The organism is Methylovulum psychrotolerans (genome assembly GCF_002923755.1).
GTDB lineage: Bacteria > Pseudomonadota > Gammaproteobacteria > Methylococcales > Methylomonadaceae > Methylovulum > Methylovulum psychrotolerans.
The window spans coordinates 33607-54653 of record NZ_PGFZ01000013.1 but is presented as its reverse complement, the minus strand read 5'-3'; the positions used below and the strand labels follow the sequence as shown (position 1 = coordinate 54653).

General features: G+C 51.7%; 16 protein-coding genes. 4 read left to right on the top strand and 12 right to left on the bottom strand.

Translation table 11 applies throughout. The annotated features are described in order from the left end of the window. Positions 1-461: 461 nt before the first annotated feature. Both AADEFJLK_RS20025 and AADEFJLK_RS20020 read left to right on the top strand, forming a co-directional pair. Positions 462-1031, top strand: coding sequence for a cytochrome b/b6 domain-containing protein (locus AADEFJLK_RS20025; protein ID WP_103975520.1), 570 nt, complete (start codon positions 462-464; stop codon positions 1029-1031). Beyond that, positions 1028-2962 carry a heavy metal translocating P-type ATPase gene (locus AADEFJLK_RS20020; RefSeq protein WP_103975519.1) on the top strand — a complete coding sequence of 645 codons (1935 nt, stop codon included), beginning with the start codon at positions 1028-1030 and terminating at the stop codon, positions 2960-2962. Before AADEFJLK_RS20025 ends, AADEFJLK_RS20020 begins: the two co-directional genes overlap by 4 nt. Here AADEFJLK_RS20020 and AADEFJLK_RS20015 read toward each other — a convergent pair. The 12 genes from AADEFJLK_RS20015 to AADEFJLK_RS19960 all read right to left on the bottom strand — a co-directional run bounded on the left by AADEFJLK_RS20015 (position 2959) and on the right by AADEFJLK_RS19960 (position 19185). After that, the gene (locus tag AADEFJLK_RS20015) at positions 2959-3654 is read right to left on the bottom strand and encodes a TMEM165/GDT1 family protein (protein WP_103975518.1); all 696 of its coding nucleotides are present in this window, start codon (positions 3652-3654) and stop codon (positions 2959-2961) included. The genes AADEFJLK_RS20020 and AADEFJLK_RS20015 overlap by 4 nt on opposite strands. Positions 3655-3868: 214 nt before the next feature. Further along, positions 3869-4819, bottom strand: a complete 951-nt coding sequence (locus tag AADEFJLK_RS20010) for a ZIP family metal transporter (protein WP_103975517.1) — start codon at positions 4817-4819, stop codon at positions 3869-3871. Positions 4820-4948: 129 nt separating this feature from the next. Then, positions 4949-5578, bottom strand: coding sequence for a DUF4166 domain-containing protein (locus tag AADEFJLK_RS20005; RefSeq protein WP_103975516.1), 630 nt, complete (start codon positions 5576-5578; stop codon positions 4949-4951). A gap of 3 nt (positions 5579-5581) precedes the next feature. Then, positions 5582-6055, bottom strand: coding sequence for a DUF2269 family protein (locus AADEFJLK_RS20000; RefSeq protein WP_103975515.1), 474 nt, complete (start codon positions 6053-6055; stop codon positions 5582-5584). Next, positions 6052-7341, bottom strand: a complete 1290-nt coding sequence (locus tag AADEFJLK_RS19995) for an SDR family oxidoreductase (protein ID WP_103975514.1) — start codon at positions 7339-7341, stop codon at positions 6052-6054. The genes AADEFJLK_RS20000 and AADEFJLK_RS19995 overlap by 4 nt, the downstream gene beginning before the upstream one ends. A 10-nt stretch (positions 7342-7351) precedes the next feature. Next, positions 7352-7741, bottom strand: a complete 390-nt coding sequence (locus AADEFJLK_RS19990; RefSeq protein ID WP_103975513.1) for a DoxX-like family protein — start codon at positions 7739-7741, stop codon at positions 7352-7354. After that, entirely contained in the window at positions 7738-8166 is a 429-nt protein-coding gene (locus AADEFJLK_RS19985) for a thiol-disulfide oxidoreductase DCC family protein (protein WP_103975512.1), read from the bottom strand. Before AADEFJLK_RS19985 ends, AADEFJLK_RS19990 begins: the two co-directional genes overlap by 4 nt. Positions 8167-8385: 219 nt before the next feature. After that, entirely contained in the window at positions 8386-9387 is a 1002-nt protein-coding gene (locus tag AADEFJLK_RS19980; RefSeq protein ID WP_103975511.1) for a helix-turn-helix domain-containing protein, read from the bottom strand. A 168-nt stretch (positions 9388-9555) separates the two neighbouring features. Further along, on the bottom strand, positions 9556-12318 hold the full coding sequence (locus tag AADEFJLK_RS19975; RefSeq protein WP_103975510.1) for an SUMF1/EgtB/PvdO family nonheme iron enzyme: 2763 nt from the start codon (positions 12316-12318) through the stop codon (positions 9556-9558). 216 nt (positions 12319-12534) lie between these two features. Beyond that, a complete protein-coding gene (locus tag AADEFJLK_RS19970) occupies positions 12535-13167 on the bottom strand; it encodes a class I SAM-dependent methyltransferase (RefSeq protein ID WP_103975509.1) in 633 nt (210 codons plus the stop codon). Positions 13168-13360: 193 nt separating this feature from the next. Next, entirely contained in the window at positions 13361-17332 is a 3972-nt protein-coding gene (locus AADEFJLK_RS19965; protein WP_103975508.1) for a translocation/assembly module TamB domain-containing protein, read from the bottom strand. Further along, entirely contained in the window at positions 17332-19185 is a 1854-nt protein-coding gene (locus AADEFJLK_RS19960; RefSeq protein WP_103975507.1) for an autotransporter assembly complex protein TamA, read from the bottom strand. Before AADEFJLK_RS19960 ends, AADEFJLK_RS19965 begins: the two co-directional genes overlap by 1 nt. A gap of 544 nt (positions 19186-19729) precedes the next feature. On the opposite strand from AADEFJLK_RS19960, the gene AADEFJLK_RS19955 reads away from it, so the two are divergent. Together AADEFJLK_RS19955 and AADEFJLK_RS19950 are read left to right on the top strand one after the other, a co-directional pair. Next, a complete protein-coding gene (locus AADEFJLK_RS19955; RefSeq protein WP_088618632.1) occupies positions 19730-19945 on the top strand; it encodes a TOBE domain-containing protein in 216 nt (71 codons plus the stop codon). A gap of 13 nt (positions 19946-19958) precedes the next feature. Further along, entirely contained in the window at positions 19959-21041 is a 1083-nt protein-coding gene (locus AADEFJLK_RS19950; protein WP_088618631.1) for a hypothetical protein, read from the top strand. Positions 21042-21047 lie beyond the last annotated feature (6 nt).

The window sequence follows — 21047 nt, the reverse complement described above, 5'->3', positions numbered from 1 at the left end:
CAAATTAAGATCATAAAAAGGCTGTGGCGGTGTTATTTTGACTTGTAGTTATGAATCTAATCTGAATCCAATACGATAATAAGCATCCATGTATAGATAAAATGGTTTTTTCGCGTTAATACCAATGGCAGGGTTTTACAAGCGATTATTAGGTCGAATGGAAATATCTTGTCGAGATAAGACTTAACCTAATTGGAAGCTGTGGCTTGTATTTGTCCAATTATCTTGCCACGGAAAGCGCTGCATTTTACTGTTGCCGTACTTCAATGAACCCTTTGGTGTTGGTGCGGTTTTTCAACCCTCACATCCGGTTTTTCACGGTAGTATCTGAGTTTTAGCTATCGGGGATTCAACGGACTGATCACTAGGCTTTATATTGTGGTGCGTGTATAGTAACCAGAATAAACTTACATAGTTTATGGAAATGAATCCGCCATAATTGGCCTATAAGAGGAAACGCTATGAACATGCCCGCCTTAATTAAAGTTTGGGATTTACCGTTAAGAATTTTTCATTGGCTGTTGGTACTGGGGTTTACGGTTGCTTATCTGACTGAAGATGAATTATTGGACATCCATGTTTGGGCCGGTTATTTGGTCTTTGCTTTGTTGGCGTTTCGGCTGGTGTGGGGCTTTATCGGTTCGCCTTATGCTAGGTTTAGCCAGTTTCTATGCAGCCCACTCGCCTCAATTGCCTATATTAAAGACTTGCTTGCTGCCAAAGCCAAACGCTATTTAGGGCATAACCCCGCAGGGGCGGCAATGATTGTACTGTTACTGCTCAGCTTGTTAGCGACAACGTTGAGCGGTTTTGCTGTGTACGGTGCTGACCAAGGGGCGGGGCCATTAGCAGGGATAGGCTCGGATAACGAAGAACTCTGGGAAGAAATACATGAGTTTTTTGCCAATTTTAGCGTTGTCCTGATCGTTTTACATATTGCCGGGGTCATTCTTGAAAGTGTCATACATAAAGAAAATCTCGCCAAAGCGATGATACAGGGCAGTAAAAAATCCTTAGACGATAAGCTATGACTAGCCCCGCTTCCTCTGGGCTTGATAAAAGCATTGTTGCCTTAAGCCTGTTGGCTATTGGCACTTATTTGTTATTACGCTACGGAATGGCCTTAAATCTGCCGCCTTATACGGTGGACGGGTATTACGCTTTGCTGTCCGAGCAGACGGTACTTTACCAACTCCAACTTAATTTTAGCGTCTCGGTGCTGGACTTACCGTTGCTGGTCGCTTTGCTGTTGGGAGGCGTACCGATTATCGGCCAATTACTGGTGAAGCTATTGCACGGTAATTGGGGGGCGGATTTGCTGGCGGGCATTGCCATTGTCACCGCTGTCATGCTGCATGAATATTTGGCGGGGACGTTGGTGATCTTAATGCTGTCTGGCGGCTCGGTGCTGGAAGCTTACGCGGTGCGCAAAGCCTCGTCGGTACTGGAGGCGCTGGCTAAACGGATGCCGTCGGTGGCGCATCGGAAAAATAAGGATGCCTTAGAAGATATTACTATCGGGCAAGTGCAAGTCGGTGACACCTTGTCCATCTTGCCGCATGAGATTTGTCCGGTAGATGGCACGGTGTTGGCGGGTTCCAGCACCATGGACGAGTCTTATCTGACCGGGGAGCCGTATTTGATGTCAAAAACCAGCGGCTCCACCGTCATGTCGGGGGCGGTCAACGGTGATACCTTATTGGTGATCCGTGCCGATAAGTTGGCGGTTGATTCCCGTTACGCGAAAATTATGACGGTGATGCGCGAATCCGACCAGCACCGCCCATACTTACGCCGCTTGGGCGACCAACTGGGCGCATGGTATACGCCATTGGCGGTTAGCTTGGCGCTGGTGGCTTGGGGAATGAGCGGCGAGGTGGTACGGTTTTTGGCAGTGCTGGTGATTGCAACCCCCTGCCCTTTGTTAATCGGTATTCCGGTGACGATTATCAGTTCCATTTCTTTGGCGGCACGGCGGGAAATTATCATCAAAAATCCGGCGATCTTAGAAACCATCGGCACTTGCCGCACGGCGATTTTTGACAAGACCGGCACGCTCACTTATGGCCGCCCCGCATTAACCGCAATACTAACCAGTCCACAACATGAGCAGGCGCAAGTGCTGGCACTGGCAGCAAGTCTGGAACGCTATTCCAAACATCCGTTAGCGGTGAGTATTATTAAAGCCGCCGAAGCCAAAGGCTTGGCACTATTGCCTGTGACGGAGATTAGCGAATTGCCTGGCGCAGGGTTGCAAGGGGTGGTGGGCGGCAAACAAGTGCAAGTGATTAGCCGCAAACATTTTACCGCCCAAGCCACCGCTGTGCCTGTGGAACTGCCCGCCCTAAGCGGCGGATTGGAATGCTTGGTGTTGATTGGTGGCGAGTATGCCGCTGTTCTGCAATTCCGTGACGAAGTGCGTAGCGACAGTTCGTCGTTTATTAACCATCTGCGGCCTAACCATTTATTTAATAAAGTGATGCTGGTCTCTGGCGATAGGGAGTCAGAAGTGCGTTATCTGGCTGAGCAGGTCGGCATACAGCACGTCTATTTCAGCCAAAGCCCTGAGCAAAAACTGGCCTTGGTGCGTCAGGAAACGCAAGCGGCAAAAACCGTATTTTTGGGTGACGGCATTAACGATGCCCCCGCCTTAACCGCCGCCACCATCGGCATAGCCTTTGGGCAAAACAGCGATATAACAGGCGAAGCCGCTGATGCGGTGATTATGGACAGTTCTTTATTAAAGGTTGATGAGCTGTTTCATATCGGCGCGAGAATGCGCAAAATCGCCTTGCAAAGTGCCGTGGGCGGTATGGTTTTAAGCTTGATCGGCATGGGCTTTGCGGGTTTTGGCTATCTCAGTCCAGTTACTGGGGCAGTGGCACAAGAGCTGATTGATGTGTTGGCGGTGTTAAATGCCCTAAGGGCGGCAATCCCGCCTAAAACGTTGTCGGATTTTTAGCCCTTAAAATAGCTAAGATACGCCTGATAAGCGGCTACCGCCGCTAACAACAAAAAAATCCCGCCGCTGATTTTATGCAATAAGTTTAAGGGGATTTTTTGCAGTACCGTGCGCCCGGCGATAATGCCCAAGGCGGAGGTGAACGCTAGAGCTAAGGTCGAGCCTAGCCACACCGCTGCCGGAGCGGATGTGCTGCTTAAAGCCACTACCGCCAATTGGGTTTTGTCACCAAATTCCGCGACCGTAATCAATAAAAATGTGGTCAGAAAAATATTGCGGCCACTTTTTTCGGTGACATCCGCATCGGCATCCTCTTCTTGTACCCGCAACGCATGGACACCAAAAACGCCAAATAATAACGCGACACCAGCGGCCACTATATAGGTGGGCAGCCAACTGGCAATTGCCACGCCGAACACCACCGCTAAGCTATTGAGCAACATAAAGGCTGCGATAGCCCCCAGCAATACGGGTAGCGGTTTATGCCGCGCCGCTAGGGTCATGCATACCAACTGGCTTTTATCACCGATTTCGGCAGCGGCAATCAGGGCAAAACTGGTGGCCGAGGTTGTCGCCAATGTGCTGATATTGTGTAGGCTGAGCTGTGCTAGCCCTTGTTGCCATAGCCCTAAAAAATCAGCCGCTGCAACGTAGGTGACAAAAGCTTGCCAAGATTGTAGAAAAGTATCCATGATGAAGGTTAGGTCTGGTTAAGGAAGGCAAGAAATAATTCTGGCAAACGCAAAGGGGCATAGGCTTGGGAGCGCGGGCATCTTGTCCGCAAAGGCGGGCAAGATGCCCGCGCTCCCAAGAGAAAATTGCGATTATGCCGATGTTATTTTATGTGCGTTCCTAAGAAAGCATCGTGCCAGATTTATGAAGCGACGGCTATACCGTAAAGCGGCATTAACCCAAAGCATTATCCAAAATCATCATCACAATAAAGCCGATCATCAGGGCAAAAGTCGCATAGCGTGAACGGCCATTAGCATGGGTTTCGGGAATGATTTCTTCACTGATGACAAACAGCATTGCCCCAGCGGCAAAGCCCATTGCTATCGGCAAGATGGAGGTAAAGACCGTCACCATGGTAATGCCTAACAAGCCGCCGACGGGTTCGACCAAGCCGGTTAAGGTGGCGATTGCCACCGCCCGCCAAGGTTTATAACCCAAACCGACTAAAGGCAAAGCCACCGCCAAACCTTCGGGGATGTTTTGCAAGGCAATCGCTACGGCCAACACCACGCCGTTATTTAACTCGCCCGAACCAAAGCTGACCCCGACCGACATGCCTTCAGGAAAGTTATGGATAGTGATGGCGATGATAAACAACCAGACTTTATTGAACGAATCTAACTGGGTATCCGGTACGCTGTCAAAATGCACATGCGGCAACTGGCGGTCGGCAAAGTGTAAAAACAGCGCCCCGATCAACATGCCGATAGACACGACATAAATGCCCCGCCCCGGCCAAATCAAGTTGCCGTAATTCATACCCGGCACCAGCAACGAGAAAGCGGTCGCCGCCAACATGACCCCCGCCGCCGCGCCTAACATGCTGTTGAAGACGTTCTTAGAAATATTTTTAAAAAACAGTGCGGGCAACGCCCCTGCCCCAGTCGCCAAGCCAGCCAGGACACTGGCAAGAAAGCCGATGACAACGACTTTACCAAATATCAGGTACAGGCTGCCGAACACTAACAGCTGTGAGAGCAAAAATAACCCCACCACCGCCAGCCAACGCTGTAGCGGCGGCATGGCCAGCCATTGTTGGTAAGAGGCAGTGGCTTGCAAGCGGACAAATTGGTCTTCCAAACGGCGTTGGCAGAGTTTTGCAGTATCAGTTAAATAGCTCATAGTATTCCTGTTATTATTATTTTTAAGGCAAGCGGCTATTATAACGAATAACAGGTTTTCTTTGTGGGTATTAAATGGTTGCCCGGTTTTTTGGCCGTTTTACAGATCCCCTGAAAATCATCCGCGCTGTTAAGCTATCGGCAAAGGCTTCATGCCTTTGCTCTCTACTTCTGTTTTGGCATAACGGAAATCCCCGCGATAGCTATAGGTTTCGCCCCACCACGGATGCCGGATGGTAAAATCTAAGCGGAAGTTATCGGCTGATAAGGCCTGTTCGCTGATGGTCGCCGTGCCTAACAGCAGCCAATCGGGCAAGGTGATGCGTAGCCCCGCGCCTTGCCAGCAATGGCCTTGGCTACGGTAGACCAAGCGCCCGTCTTCCGCTTCTGCCCGCAACCGGATACCGAAACCATAGCGGATGGTTTCGATCAGTTCATGTTCGGTCTGATACGTCATTTGCGAGCGGAAATGTGCTGTTTTACCGTCAGGAAAACGTAGCGTCCTGTGCCAATGTAAGACACCTTCGGTATCAGCGGTTTTCTCGACACGGGTATGGACATTGCTGCCGCGCCGGAACACCAGTCCGCCGAAACAACTGATCAAGCCGATTAGCGGTAACATAAAATGGGGGTAGGCAATGGTCATAACCCCAACCAAGCTACTGCCCTGTCCCTCCTGCACCGCATAATGGCGTTGGATGACAGGCGGCAAAGTTTGCCAAGCGCTTCCTACCGTTTTGGACAATAAATAAGCATTCATACGTTAACTCCAAAGTGAATTGTGGAACACCATCAGCGTGGTGATACTGACCATGCCGAAAAAGGCTGGCACACCCAGCCATAACCAAAGCTTACTGTAATAGAAATACTGCGCGGGTAAAGCTTGCTGCTGCTCTAAAGAAATCACCGCCAAATCCCGCATCTGGATTTGTAGCCAGACCACAGGCAACCAACACAAGCCCGTCACAGCATAAAGCAACAGCGACCAGAATAACCAACCGTCACTGAACGGGGCAGACACTTGCCCCGCCAAAAAATAGCCTGTCAGCGGTTGGATAAGCACTGTCGGCGTGGTGAACCACCAGTCCGCCAGCACAACATGGCAGCTAGTGACGGCAATCGCGGCATGGTTGCGGGTCTTATCGGCCATAATTTTGTAAAACACCGTCCCCATCCCTAAGCCAAATAAAATAATCGCGCTGAAAATATGCAGCACTTTAAGCGTTAAATACATCATGCACCTTCTCCTTCCAATTGTTGGTAAATAGAGAGCGTCATTAAAAACGGCAGATTTTTTAACAGCGGCCCGAACGGGTGGAACCAAAATTCCGGCAAAGCGACACTGACCACGACGGTATAAAACGCCACCATCATTAACTGCCCGGTCATTAGTGCTACCGGGCGGTAGCGGCATAAGGTCGCTACTCCTAACACCATATCTAAAAATGCCAAACCATAAAGCAGCAACGGCGCGGCGTTGCCCGTCACCCCCGTTGCCGCCAGCAGTTCATAACTGAGCGAATGCGGATAAAACCACAACGAAGTGATACCGCTCCATAACCAGACCAAAGCGATCACCACCCTTAATAACGGCTTTATCAAATACAATTGCGTGTGCCAACGTTCGACTTGTGATGCAGGTTTTTGCCATAATTGTTGGGCTATACCGATAGGTGGGCGGCCTAATAAGGCGGTAATGTCGGTGGCATCGGCACGATTGCCCCGGCTGAGCATGGCAATGCTGTCCTTAGATAAAATCGGCTCACCGAAGAATTTGCCTAAACTCGCGGCGGTACTCAGATAGCGCAGCGGCACTGCCCACGCTAAAGCCGCAGGTTTGCCCAGCCGCTGCCGAAGCCCTTGCAATAACACCGCATAAGAAATCGGCGTAGGGCCGACTAAATGTAGCGTGGCACTGGCGTTAACCGCCGGATTAAGGCATTGGCAAACCGCCGCAGCCACATCATCGACATGGATAGGTTGTAATAACTGCTTACCGCCATCCGGCAACAGGTGCACAGGCAGTGCCGCTAAAGCCTGTAACAAGGCCATACTTTGGGCGCGATCGCCATAGACTAGCGACGGCTGCAACACCAAACCCACCACAGGCAAATGCCGTAAGGCTTCATCAGCGGCGCGTTTTGATAGATGGTAAGCCGACTGCGCCTGCCCATCCGCCCCTAAAGCGGAAATCTGGATGATTTTTGCCACCCCTGCCTGTACCCCTGCCGTAAATAAAGCTATCGGCGCGTGGCTATGCACTTGCGCAAAGCGTTGGCTTGGGCTTTCGGCGATTATCCCCACACAATTGATAATCACTTCGATACCGTGCAGGTGTGCCAACCATTGTTCAGGCGAATGCATGGCAGCAAAGTCAATGGACAACGGCTTAACTTGGGCGGATAGGCCTAGCAAGCGTTCGGGGTGGCGGCAACCAGCGGTAATCTCATGGCCTTGCCGCACTAAAGCCAGTAACAGGGCATGGCCGATAAAACCGCTGGCACCGGTAAGAAAAATCTTCATTTGCGTCTCCTTAGGCTTTAAGGTTGTGTTTTAGGCATACCAAGGCAATCATAGCCAAAGCGGCCACCGCTAAATTAGCCGTCGTCGGGTTAAAAGCCGCCTGCACAAACCATGGCGCATACAGGGCAGTAAAAACCCACAAGCTCACCATCGCCAAAATCGTCAGCAGAAAAGGCCACGCGCGTTGGTAAAACACCATGACCAGTACCCCCAACAGCATTTCTAGGCCACCGCCGATATACGCCAATGCAGTCGCCGCCTCGGCACTGATGCCCAACGCCCTACTCATCGCTATTTCATCGTGATGCGGCCCCAGCAATTTGGGTATTAGCCCTTGATACAGCCAAACCAAGGCGATGCTATGGCGGCAGATGTGTAAAATAAGGCTGTTATTAGTCATGCAGATACCTGCAAATGGTCAGGAGTCGGAATTATGCAGCGGTCATATTTGCCGAACAGCCTATAGCGGTTCAGGGCGATACGGTCATAAAGCCAATCGCGTAGGGGTGTGGGAATAAGCCAAAACACCGCCGCCAAACGCCACGGCCACGGTAAGCCCAGCATCACCTGAATAAATGCCGAGGATTTTTGGTACATCACCGTATCATCCACCACCAGCATGGTTTCGTAATAATCGGTAGGCAAACCATACCATTGCAAAATGGCCTTACCAGCGGCAGATTGCACCGATGCCAATTTGAAGACACGCTGCTTATCAAAGGCGATTAAAAACCGCGCCCAAGCATGACAAAGCTTACATTCACCATCAAACAGCACGACTTTATCACCGCACTGGAGGCCAGGCGGATAAGAGGGAGATAACATAGAGACACTCCTTATTGTTTAGAACATGGCTAAAAGGCCTTTAAGCTTCCATAGCCTAAAGCCTTGGCAATAGCTTAGGGCAGACAAGCGGGGTCAGCTTCCAATTTGATAAAAATGGAATAACTCATTTTTATCTACGTTGTAAGTGATTGTCTTGCATAGCCTTTATGGATATACAAAAAGATAAGATAGGAATAGTGGATGGGAAAGACAAGCAACCTATGCGGCATTTTTACGGTACTGCCCAGGTGCCATACCGACACACTCCCGGAAGGCGGCATAGAAATTGGATTGGGTGTTAAAGCCCACCGATAGGCCGATGGCTAAGACCGAGGCTTGGGGTTCCGCTAGTAACAGGCGTTTGGCCTCTTCCACGCGCAATTGGCGGATGTAGCGGGAAAAGCCTTGTTGGAATTCGGTGTTAATCAATTCGGACAATTGGTGCGGACTTAAGCCCAACTGCTCCGCTAACAATCCCAGATTTAAGGTTTCCAGTTTATAGAGCTTATCTTGCGCCATTAACACCGCCAACTGCGCGAGTACCGCCGATTTGTCGATGTTTTTCAGCGTCGATTCGGTATATGCCGCTTGTACGGCTTCCGAGACATCGGCAGTGATGGATGGGAAGCGTAATAAGGTCAGGGTCGTGGCAAACAATGCCAAGCCGATAAGCAGGCTATAGCTGATGATAAACGCGCGTTCATCTAATAGCGGCCAGATAAAGCCCAGCAGCAACACGGCAAGGGCGATAGCAAACAAAGTCGCCAACGCCAACAGCTCCAAGCGGAAGCGTTGGCGTTGCCCGCGCAAGCCATACACCACCCGCGCCAACCATGCCACATAAGCGCTACCCACCAAAAATGCCCCCGGAACCCCTAAGGACTGCGGCAACAACACCCCGACCAGCAAGGGGATGCCATGATAAAGGTTATGCTGTGGGTCAACGCTATCGGCCTGCACTAATTGACGGCTGTAAAAATAAAAACTGGGGGCTATGCCGTACAGTATGGCGGTATACAAAACGGTATGGAAACCATCGGCTTGCCCGGTCAACACACCTAAGTGCAATATTTGGATACTTGCCAAACCGATCAGCAATAAAAATCCGGCGGCTTTGGCAAGTGGGCATTGCGGGGTTTGGGGTTGCAGGAGATTGCCGAGCATCAGTAACACGGCAGTGCCTAGGGAAAAACCAATGGCTAATAGGGCGAGGGTTTGCATGGGATTTAGGGGTAGGTTTGTTTAAAATACTAAACGGATGTGGGGATGTTTGGTGGTATAAGCTTTACCGAACTGGATGCTCAGTGTTAATGCTTGGCTTAATTTCCCCTTAGTCCTGCAAAAAAAATCGCCCGCCGCTAACGCGGCGGAGGATTCAGTGGACAACGTTCAGATGGGTGACGCACAGCACACACGAAAACCGATAGGGCTGTGGCTGAAATTGGGTGTGAAGTGAAAACTGCGACACGAGGCATATGTGCTGATTTGATTGATGTCCCAAGCACCGCCGCGCAACATGCGGGAAAACGTCCCTGATAATGCCGTGTTGCTGGGATCTTCATAACTGTTCAGACACCATTCCCAGACATTGCCGCTCAAATCGCTAATGCCTTGCTGGGAATCGCCTTGCGGGTAAATACCCACAGCAGTCGTCCGTTCCAAACAATGTGGACCGGCATTGCCTATAGTTTCATTAATATTTGCAAAGCCTGTCAGGTATTTTTTGCCCCAAGGGTAAACAAAGCCCGCCTGGGCGCTACAAGCCGCCTGTTGCCACTGCCCTTCGGTGGGCAAGGTGATTGTGTAGCCTAGCCGCGCCGACAGCCAAGCGCAAAAGGCTATGGCCTCAAACCAAGACACGCTTTCGCGAGGGTGGTTGGCCTCTGTCCAGCGCGGTAGTTCAGGTGTTCCGGGTGTTGCATCCAATCCTTTCCACCAGTGCGGGTTGGTGTAGCCGTCCGCATCATCAAGAAACGCTTGGAATTGGACGTTGGTGACCGGATAACGGGCCAGACAGAATGGCGTGACGTGAACAGTACCTGCCTTATCTTCCAAAACCACCACACCTCCAGGCACCTTCACCCAATCTATATCCGGCCAGCCTTGGGGGTTAAGGCCTACCCCCGGACGCGGGTCGCCTAAGCCCGATAACACCCGCCCCGCTTCTGCACGTTCACTGACATTTAAGGCTTGGGCATCCGCCAAAAGCTTGACTAGCGCTTGCCGCACGGGTTTAGTTAAGGCATCGGTTTTGCTGATGTTAAGTTCCATTAACGCCAAACCCGCCAAGACGTATAGGCGTTGGCGGGTAGGGTCAAAAGCCGTATAGATCGCCGCCGTGCTAATATCTGCCGTGTGCCGATTATCGGCCTGTTGCTGTTGTTGTGCCTTATGGGCGTTATAGGCAAGGCTTTGCAGGCAAGCCAGCAGGTCTTTTTTATCCAAGCGTAATTGTTGTCCGTCGCTATCCCGAAACGCCTCTTGCCGCCAACGGTAGAGCAATAAATCGACGCTTTCTTCGTAGAGTTTGACCCTATCTTCGGGTAAGCGGCCACCGCTGGCGTGTAAAATGGCAATCAGGGTCAACAATAAAGGCCGCTCGGCCAGCTCTTGTAAATGCGGCTGGTGTTCGACCCTATCCAGCAAATCTTCTACCCGTTGTTTAAGGTCGGTTGCGTATAAGGCAAAACGGCTACGCGCGGTGTTATACCAGCCCTTAATAAACTGTGTCCTTTGCTCTTTATCAAAGGGGGTCAGGAAAAACTCGCTAAATCCTTTCAGCCGCCAGCAGGGGTCGGTATAGGCATAAGGGCGGGCGGTGATGATAAAACGGGTATGTGTCGGCAATGACGACACTAAGGCGCGGATCGCCTGTAATAAATGCACCCGGCGTTGGTCGGCAGCGGGGACTTCGTCTAAACCGTCCAACAGGATTAAACCGCCTGGAGGCTGCATCAGTTGGTGCTGTAAGGTGCTGAATACCGCTTCTGCCTGATGTTCTGCCTGTTGGCTATTGCTTAACGTTGCGCGGATGTCGGCTTTGACGCTCTCCCAAAGCCAAGCGGCTTGGCCTTGGGCGGTCGCGTCAAGGTGGGCGGGGATTTGTACGCGGCGTAGGATGATGCGCAGGGGGATGCGGCCTTGTAAAGAATCGGGCAGGAGGTGAGTAAGATTATCGGTGAGCAACAGGCAAGTGAGTTGGTTAATTAACGCTGATTTGCCTGATCCTGGGTCGCCAATCACCACCGCCAAGCGTTGGTCTTGCAACAGGTCTAAAATCGGTTGGGGATCTTGTTGCCCGTCCTGCATCATTGTTCGGGCTAAAGCGATAGTCTCCGCCGTGGTTTCTTGCCAGGTTTTGCTGGGGGGAATGGTTTTTAACGGCACAAAAATATCCGGCAATTCAATCGGCGAGGCTGAGGCCATGCCCATACGCCCGTCCAGAATTGGTAAGGGCAATTGGGCGCATTCATCGCGTACCAGCTTAAGCCAAACCGTCAAGTAAGGGGAGTCTTGGGCGGTTAGTGCGGGATCTGGGCTGGGGAGGTTTTTTTGTTTGTGCCACGGGCGGGCGGGGTCGTGTAGCCAAAGCAGCAGGTCATGACTGAAAATGTCTTTAAAATCGTCTGTGCTGGCAAAGTCTGCGGTTAAGAATAACGGCTTTTTAGTTTGCAGTTGGCTTTTAAAATCGAGGACTTTTTGCCATTGATTGCTGGCTATCATTAACTGCTGGGGATTATTTGGTGGCCCTTGTTTGCCCCACTCTTGGCGAAAAAACCATTTTATTTCCGGCCAACCGCCCTGCTCTGCCCGAAACTTCATAGCGGTTTGAAACTCTTCTTCGGTGCCGGATTCGTAAATGTCCGTCGGTGTGCCAAAGCGTTGGCCTAATAGGCCGACCAGTAAGACTAAGGAGCCTTGGTACTGGGTTAGGGTTTGTTCGGTAATCAGCTTTTGCGCCCTGCCGACACCCGCATGGCTGTAGTTTTGCCAGTCTATCACCTTAAACTCAAGCCCTTGGTGGTTGGCGGTGGTGCGGTTATAGTCTTGGAAGAACTCCCTTACCATTTGGCGTTCGTCATTCATATCCCCTGGGGAGGCGAGGAAGATATGGTAGGTTTGGAGCAGTTGCGGCGAAGCTTGGGCGGACATAGGTCATCCTTGGCGGTTGTCGGGGTATTGTCAGCCGTTATTATGACAAAAGTAATCCATTGTTGCAAAACAGGCGCGGTTGCCATGATGGAGCGCGGGCATCTTGCCCGCACGGGGGGGTAAGGCCATTGTGCAAAGGCTAAAGACCTTTGCACTCCACGGGATGGCCGCTCTGAGCGGAGTGCAATGGTCTTTAGCCATTGCACGAGTAGCCCTTCACCCCAAACGCCTACTGACAATCGCTAGCCACGGCTGTTGGTTGCAGGGTAGGCCTTGGGGACGGTAGTAGTGTTCTACGATGCCAAAACGTGCTGCGTTGAGAAATGCCGCGCTGTCCGCCAGTTCCATATAATGCCCGTAGCGTTGTCCGTGTACTTGTTCGCCGTGGCCGCGCGGGTTGGAGGTAAACAATACCCCGTCCGGCCTTAGGGCTTGGTGCAGGGTGGCGAGTACATCCGGTAGGCGTTGCCGTGGGACGTGGAATAACGAGGCGTTGGCGTAGATGCCGTCGAAGGCTTGGGCGGGCAAGTCCAGGTCGAGAAAATCTTGTTGCCATATCGGGCAACCGGTCAGTTGTGCGGCCATTTGGCAAAAAGCGGCGCTGCCGTCTAAGCCGACGGGGCGGTGGCCGATAGATTGGAAATAGCGCACATCCCGCCCCGGCCCGCAACCCAGGTCGAGAATATCCAAGCTGCTGCCCGTTTTACAAGCCCCTAAAAACGCGGCGAGGTTTTGCGAGACATCATGGTCTTTGGTGCCTTCCCAAAAGGCTTGGGCATTGGCTTCGTAATGGCGGATGGTCTGCCCGGTCAGAGCTTTTAAGGGCGGGTCGGTAACAATGGCGGTCATGGCTTAGCGGTAGGGTTGGTAAGGGGATAGAATAGCTTAGAAGAGTCCGGTATTGAGAAAATGACGGGCTAAATGTCGGCACACTCGGTTAGGCCATTGCACGCCACTATTTATCGCTCAATGAGTGACGGTATCGCTATCATAGCAACGAACCGCCAACAAGGCATAGGGTATTACACAAAGCCGAACGGCTTTAATAATCAAATTCATAAATAATCCCTAAGCTGTTAGGGTTGGCGTTTTTGCTGGTGCTGCTGGTCGCCCCTACAGCGGCTTCCAGCTTGATGTGCTTGGTCAGGTCAATTTGGATGGTGGCTTGTGGCGTACCCGTTAACCCTTGCCGGGTGCCGAGGTAAACGCCTGGGACAACATAGCGTCCGGCTTCCAGGGAGGTATTTTGGCCGCCGACCGAGAGCCTATCTAGGCCTAGGCTACTGCGGATCTTATCCAAAGGGTCGCCCATGCTTGAGGTGGCACCTGATAAGGAGGCTACCGCAGAGCCAATTTGTACCATTTCCAGCACGCTCAAACTACTGGCGCTTTGGCCAAACAGCAGACGGGCCAGAATTTCATCTTGCGGCAGTTCGGGGACGCTGCTTAAGGTTATTTTCGGATTACTGGCCGTACCGCCGATAGTCAGGGTGGTGGTAAAGCTATTTTTAGTGTTAGTGACAATGAAATTGAGCGAGGGGTCAGTCAGTTTGCCGCCGTCAAAACTGACCCGGCCTTGTGAGAACGTCAGAGTCTTGCCGGCTAAATTATATTGGCCGCGCCGTAAGCTAAAGCCTCCGGCGGGTTCGGGTGCGTTGGCAGTACCGTGTACTTGTACTGTACCTGCCAGTTCGGCTTCAACCCCCCGTCCTCGGACAAAAATTTCGTCAATGGCGGTAATCACTAAATTGAGATCCATTGGTGCTGTGCTGGCTTCGGGCACTTCGCGTTGGCCGGGGGTTTTTAGCTTAAGTACGGCGAGATTGGCGGGCAAGTGTTCGGGAATGCGGATATCGGCGCGGTTGATTTGAATCGCTCCTAATAGCAGCAAATGTTCCGTCGCCGAGCCGCGCAAGGTCAGGTCGGCGTTTAAGTCAACTGCCAAGCGGTCACTTGCCAAGGGTTTGGCTTTGTTAGCGGTGATTTTTAGGTTGACCGGAATTCCCGCCTTCAATACGTCAATGCTGCCAGTCACGGCAACCGTACCTTCTCCGGCAGTACCTACCAGTTTTTCTATCAGTAATTGCTGGTCTTTTGCCCTGATGATGCCGTTAATGGCGGTGATGTTCGCGCCGATGGCGTAATCACGCACTTCCACTTTGTTTAAGGTTGCGGTGCCTGTCACCAGTGGTTGCGCTAATGTCCCTGCCAAACCGCCATCAAGGCTAATTTGGCCACGGCTCCGTCGCCCGTTGGTGCTGAGTAAGGCATCGAATAGCTTTAGCTCCAGTAAGCCTTTCACTTTTAAGTCCAAAAGTCCATCCGGTTTAAGCGGGGCAGTGCCGGTGATTTGCAGATTGGCATTGTCTCCGGCTTTAAGCTGGGCCTGTAGGTGGGCAAGCAAGCCATCAAGAGTAACCGTGGTGTTCAGGTGGGCAGGGGGAAGTGCGTTGGCGTTACCGCCAACAAGGCGTAGTTGTTCGGCATTCAGGGTCAGTGTTCCGGTCGGTTGGGATAGATTGCCTTGTAATTGCGCTTCCGCCGAAACTTTGCCGCTTATCGGCAGGCTGGGAATGAGCAACTTGACGCTATCAAGATTCAGTTGCCGCACTTGCGCGTTGAGTGCTAAAGCTGGACTAAGCTGCCCGTCGGCCAGCAACCGGGCTTCGCCCCAACCTGCCTGTAAATGCGCGACGCTAAGGGTTTTGCCCAAGCTAATACTGGCTGGGGCTAATAAGCGTAACTCTTGCTTTTGCCACTGCGCCGTTAAGGTCGCCAGTTCCAAGGCTTGGGTGCTGGCCGAATAAAAGCCGGTACTGTTGATGTTTACGGAGGTATCCAGCGGCTTATCGAAATGGCTGCTGGCTTGTATGGCCAGGTGTTCCAGAGTGCCGTCCACATCCATTTGCGCAGTACCCGCCAGAGTTCCGGCAGTTAAGCCCTGTAGAGCCAATTGCCCATGCAAGCGCGGCTTAGCCAATGCGTTTTGTACGGTTAGCGTCAGCTTGCCTTGGTCGATGCGGGTAGTTGCTGCGACACCGAGGCTGCGTAAGGTAACGTTGATCTCGGCGCTATTGGCGGGATTGGTTTTTAGGTTCGCCGTTACTGCGCCAGTTATCGGCACGTCCACAATGCCGCGCAAATCCTCTAAGCGTTTGATGCTGATGTCCAGTGTTCCGGTTGGCCATGCGCTGGCGGGAGGCAGCACAAACAGGCCTTGGCTATGGAGGCTTTTCCAATCAGCACGGTTGATGCTGATCTGCCGGGCTTGGTTCGGTAAGGGTTTGACTTCTGCCGCCAGCTCCATCGGCGCACCTAGCCACACCGTGTGGGCAGTGAATTGGCCGCTGGCCTGCTGCGGCAGATGGTCGGCTTTGAGTTGTGCGGTGATCGGTTTACGCGGCCAAACCCCCATGCCGAATTCGCCGTTTATCTCGGCAACGGCGCTCATGTCGGTTAGTGGGCCGCTAAGCTGGCCTTTTGCGTTTAGCTTACCTTGCGCTTTGGCGATAACCGCCCCCAAATCATTAATGCCCAGTTGCCAATCCAATTGGCTCAGTTGGTCTTTCAAGCTGCCGCTGGCTTGTAAGGTGATGGCTTTGCCCCGCACTTGGCAGCGCGATAAGCTTTGTTCGGTCACACTGGCGAGCAAGGTAACGCCAAAATCGGCTTGTTTACCGAGCAGATTGACTAACGCTGCCGGGCCGCCCGTCATAGCCACCTGCCCGTCCAGATTGATTTCTGTTTTGTCACCCTGTTGCCGTGCCTGTAGGGTGGCGCTGGCCGTACCTGCCATATCTACCCCTGCCAACGCCGCCAAGGCTTGCAAATGCGGTAAGTTAACCTGCATGGTAGCGTTGGGCGGGGCGGTGGCGGCAGTGCCTGTCACGCTAAACAGCGGATGCTGGAGCGCCAGCGTCAGGGGATGCGCCGCTTGATCCATGCGCAGTGCCGCCTGTAGGTTGATGGGTTGGGCTTGTAAAACGTCTTGCTGGCCTTCGGCTAAGGTCAGCCCCGCTAAGGTTCCGCTCAGGTGCAGTTGGCCGCTATCACCTTGTGCCAATAGGTGCAGTTGTCTGATAACCGTTTTGGCAACGCGTAAGGTTTGGATGTCGATATGGCCATCCAGCGTCGGTTGGGTCAGTGCGCCTTGCAGTTTGCCATTGATGGCCAATTGCTGCCAAGCTAAGTCGGCATGGGCTTGCATGGCGGGGGATTGGGCGTTGATTTGCCAGTCGATTTGCTGGTTTTTGGCGTTGAATGTGCCTGCCATTTTGGCTTTCAGCAAATCCCAATCAAGGTCAAGCCGGGTAGTCAATTGGTCTAAGGGGCCGTCAACGCTGGCTTCCAACACTAAGGGCTTGGCATCTTGCCAGTTGAGCAGTTGCGATAGCAGCCCTTGTGCAGGTTCTTGTACGCTAGCCTGCACAGATAGGCGGTTAGCGTCAATATGGCTGGTTAGGGTATAGCTACCTTGGTGTTGGGTGTCTTTGACCGACAGGTGCAAATCACCTTGTTGCAAGGAGCGAAGCTGCGCTTGGCCATCCAGCGTCAAACCGAGGGTTTGGCCGCTCATGGCCGTCAGGTCAATTTGCCCGATATGTAACTGCCCAAGCTTAACAGTTAGCGGTAAGTTGAGCGAAGCAAAATCAAACGGCGGGCTTGGGGGCGGAGGGGGGGCATTCGGGGTGGCGACAAAACTAAGATGCGCCGCCTCCACTTGTCGGATGTCGGCCAGGCCTGTGAATAATTGCCAAGGTTGCCAAGCGACTTGTAATTGCTCAATGGTCAGCACACCTTGGCTATCTTGCCAAATCACCCGCCCGACCCGCACTTGTTCGGGGAAATGCCCCGTCAGTTCAGACAGGGTTAAGCGCTGCTGGCTCAGGGTATGGGCCGAATCGGTGATAAATGTCCGCCCTGTTGAGGTATTGGCGGCAACCAGCACCAAGACGATGGCCGCCAAAGGCAAGCCGAAAATTAAACCTAAGAGCCAAAACACATATTTACGCATCAGAACGCCTGCCCAAGACCTAAATAAAGCTCAAAAGAACCGCTATTGGATTGTGGGTTGAGCGGTAACGCCACATCCAAACGCAAAGGCCCGAAGCTGGTGTAATAGCGTAGGCCCAACCCCGCCCCCATCCGCCAATCGCCCGAGGCTAGCAAGGTATCAGGGCTAACTTGTCCGGCATCGGTAAATGCCACTACGCCATAATGTTCAAACAGACGTTGGCGGAACTCTACCGTGGCGGTGGCGATCCCCTTACCGCCTTGGGGGTTACCGTCGTTAAATTGCGGTCCTATGGATTGGTAACGGTAGCCGCGCACCGTCGCGCTGCCTCCGGCATAAAAGCGTTTATCCGGCGGCAGGTCAAAGCGCCCTGCCCCTGCAATATTACCCAGCAAGCCATGCACGGCCAAGACACTCCGGCCTTCGGTGTGAAAATCCAGATAGCTGGCCGCCGACAATTGCATAATCACAAAAGTATGCAGTTCTGACCCCTGTAGGGATTCAATCGGTGTCAGCGCCGCTGTCGCCAGATTGCCGTGCGTGGGGTCTAGCAGATTGTTGGTGCTGTCATATTTGAGGCTTAGCGGCAAGCTGGCTAGGGTGTAATCACGGGTCTCACCCTGTTGGGTGATACTCGCTTGCTCTGGGCTTATGCCAACAGTTCCTGTCCAAACAGGGCTTAATTTCCGGCTGAGCTGAACTTCGGCAAGAAACACATCTTCATTATAAGTGATTAAATTTTGCCGGATATTCGCCACATTGACCAGTAAGGATTGGCCGATTTGTAAAAAATCCGGCTTAATGAAATTGGCGGCGACATTATAGCCGACGCCGGTGGTACTGTTGCCGCCCAACTGGGTGACTCCGGCGGTCAGGTTAAGCTGTTCGCCATAACCGAATAAGTTGTGATGTTGCCAATAATTGTTAAGGCTGCCCCCTAAATCGGTGGAATATGCTGCCCCTAAATGGATAGTATGGCGTAACCTTTCCCCGACCACAAAGGTGACTGGCAGATGCTGTTGGAGATCGAGTTTCTGTGGGTTCTGCCCCTCACCCAAACGCACCCGTACCGTCGAAAAAACCCCGGTTGCCTGTAAGCTCTGGCGGTCTTTTTCAATATCGGACAATTTAAACGGCTGCCCTGAGGCGATTTTTAAGCGGCGGTCGACAAAAGCCGGGTTTACCTTAGCCAAACCCTGCACACTGACCTTGCCTAAGGTCACTGGCTCACCCGCCACCACGCGATAACTTACATCCAACTCGTGGCTGTCAGGCAATAATTGCCCTATCGGCTCTTCGACTTTTGCCAAGGCATAGCCATGATCTTGCAAGGCCAGCATTAATTTTTCCGCCGCTTGCTGGAGATCCGCCGCGCGGGCAGGGGCATTGGCCTTTAAGCCTAACCATTGCTTAGCCTCACTAGGGGCGGAGCCTTCAATAACCGCATTATGGACATGGAACAATGCCCCTGGCTCTACCGTTATTTGTACGGGTATAGGCGGGCTGGCGGGGGAGTAGTCAATGGTGTCGTAAATGCCCCGGTCATCTAAGGGTCGGTCGGCAATGCGCACCTGCACTTTGCCTTGGTAATAGCCCAAACTTTGCAAGGCCGCCGTAAACCGTCCCACATCCGCCCGTGCCCGTGCCACCATGGCAAACGAGCCAACCGGAGCGACTTCCTTGAGGCTGATTAAGGTGCAGACTTGCGCAAGCATCCCGTCTAACTCGGTATCGCCAGTTTTGGCAATAGTCACGGCATAAGGCTGGGGGTCGGCGGCATAAGCCGCCGTTATTGCCAGCAGTGTCAGGCATAAAATCCAACCGTTTATCCGCAAAGCAAATACGAGTTTCATAACGGCATTGTGGGGTATTTTAGTGTTTATGGGAGGTGGTTAGGCTAGGTTTACCTATTATTTTAGCAAGGTTACCCCAAAGTGTAGCCGTATACGTCCACAGAAGAAACAAAGAATGTGCGGGGGTGGAAAAGTTATCCACATTTTCTGTGGATAACTTTGTTGAAAATCGGTCATATTAAATGCTAATCATTTGAAGTTAATGGTAAATGATTAGATCGTCTAAGTTTTTACCAGTCGCTGAAAATAGCCCATTATCTTGACAGGCAGCGGGGTATGTCGGGTGCTTGGGGCGTTTTTTTGCCAAACGAATAGCACGTCCATTTTGCGGATTATCAAAAAACCTTAGCATTATCCGATCACCTTCAATCAGATTGCTGCTTATATATCAACACTAAATCAACAGCTTCTGCTGATATATCAACACCTATTATTCTGATAAAACAAAATAACACATTGATTTTTATTTTCTTTTTGATATGGCATTGTTGTTGCTTTTAGTCCTTATGTGCAACAACTATCCAACTACTTAAGGGAAAAGCTTATGAATACGTCTGAGGTTAATGGCCATAACCAAATTAAAGGCAAAATACGGACTATCCACACCCGTGATGTCCTTTCCGAAATCGAACTGGATACTGCCGCCGGTATCATTACGTCTATTATCACCACCAGCTCATTAAAAACATTAGGATTGGCAGTTGGGCAAGAGGCGGTGGCGTTAGTGAAAACCACCCAGTTTGCGTTAGCAAAACCGTAAGTGTGGTGGGTTTATGAATGCAATAACCATCATCCAGCAACCCGCTGTTAAAGTGCGTGGCTTGGCATTTGTGCTGGAATTGGAACTGTCCGATCCTGCTGTGGTTGGCCAATATGAACTTAAGATAGTCAGCCATGACCGTAGCGAGGCATTAGTTGCCGTTGATGTCCAAACTAGCTTGCACGGCAAATTAACCTTAAGTGTGCCGATTCAAGCTATTCATATCCCGTCGCTAGCCAAAGCCTATTTGCTGGTCGCAGGTGACAGTTTGGATATTAGTCCGGTATTTTTGCGCTATCAGCTTAATAAAAATAAGCTTAATGATAATGCCTATTTGACGCATACGATTTTTAACGCTTCGGCGCGGGATTTTTCGCCTGATGATTTGTTTGTCGTGACTTATGCGTACTTAAAGAGCATACCGCTAGAAAATCAAAATTTCGGCGGGCTGATAACGGTCTTATCTTACCGTATTGCCGACAAATTAGACGAACGGGGCGATTTGCTTGATAACGTCTATGCAACCTATCGGCAATATCGGGAAGTTGTCCAGACCCATGATGCCATTGCTTTCCGATGGTTTGTGTCCTGTTCCAGCGCGTTAGCTACGGTGTTGCTGTCGGTCGGCTCGATTGCCCAAGCCAGTAATGTGGTTGAAACGGCCTTAAAAACGATTGTCCATCCGGGTTTTAATCCTATGGTACATCAAAATTTTACCCTGCTGTTATTCCAAGGCGGCTTGATTAAGGTCTGGAACCAACGTTTTGACGAAGCCACCAGTTTGTTCATCAGTGCTGTTAATGCCGGACGTTATGGCATGATCGACTTATTGCACCCACAAAATAATTGGTTGCTAGGCCAGATCAGCGATTGCCACCACCTGTTAGGTTATATCGAAGCGGCTTATTGCGCCGCCATGGCTTGCAGCAAAGACCAATTGCCACCCCAGTCGCGGTTTGCGTCGGGTAAATCCCCTGCCAAACTGAAAATTGATTTCCGAAATATTTTTGAGCGGTTTGAATGTTGTAAAAAACACACGCCACCGTTTTTCGAACAAGTTTTGCAAACCATGCAGACCTATAAAGACCAACCTTAATTGTGA